This is a genomic window from Staphylococcus microti, from assembly GCF_000934465.1.
GTDB classification, from domain to species: Bacteria; Bacillota; Bacilli; order Staphylococcales; family Staphylococcaceae; genus Staphylococcus; species Staphylococcus microti.
On the sequence record NZ_JXWY01000185.1, the window covers coordinates 1 to 320 of the forward strand.

The window sequence follows — 320 nt, forward strand, 5'->3', positions numbered from 1 at the left end:
AGAGATAAGTAGTGGAACGAAAAAGGGTATATAAGTGTGTACAGTAAATCTTAGGTGAAATGAAAGAAATGTATCGTGAGTCTCCATCCTTGATGGAGCTTGTTGTAAGACCGAACAACATTGAAAAGGCAATCAAGAAAGTGAGAAAGAACAGAGGAGCACCAGGAATTGACGGTATGAAAGTCGGTGAACTGAATGGACACTTTGCGCAATACTTTCCACAAATTAGAAAGAAACTGCTTGATGGCACATATAAACCACAAGCAGTAAGGAAAGTTGAAATCCCAAAACCAAACGGGAAAAAGCGTGTGTTGGGAATC

1 pseudogene is annotated in these 320 nt (G+C 39.7%); it reads left to right on the top strand.

The features are described 5' to 3' along the window. Nucleotides 1-68: 68 nt before the first annotated feature. A pseudogene (locus TP70_RS11715) lies at nt 69-320 on the top strand (group II intron reverse transcriptase/maturase); the annotation flags it as partial.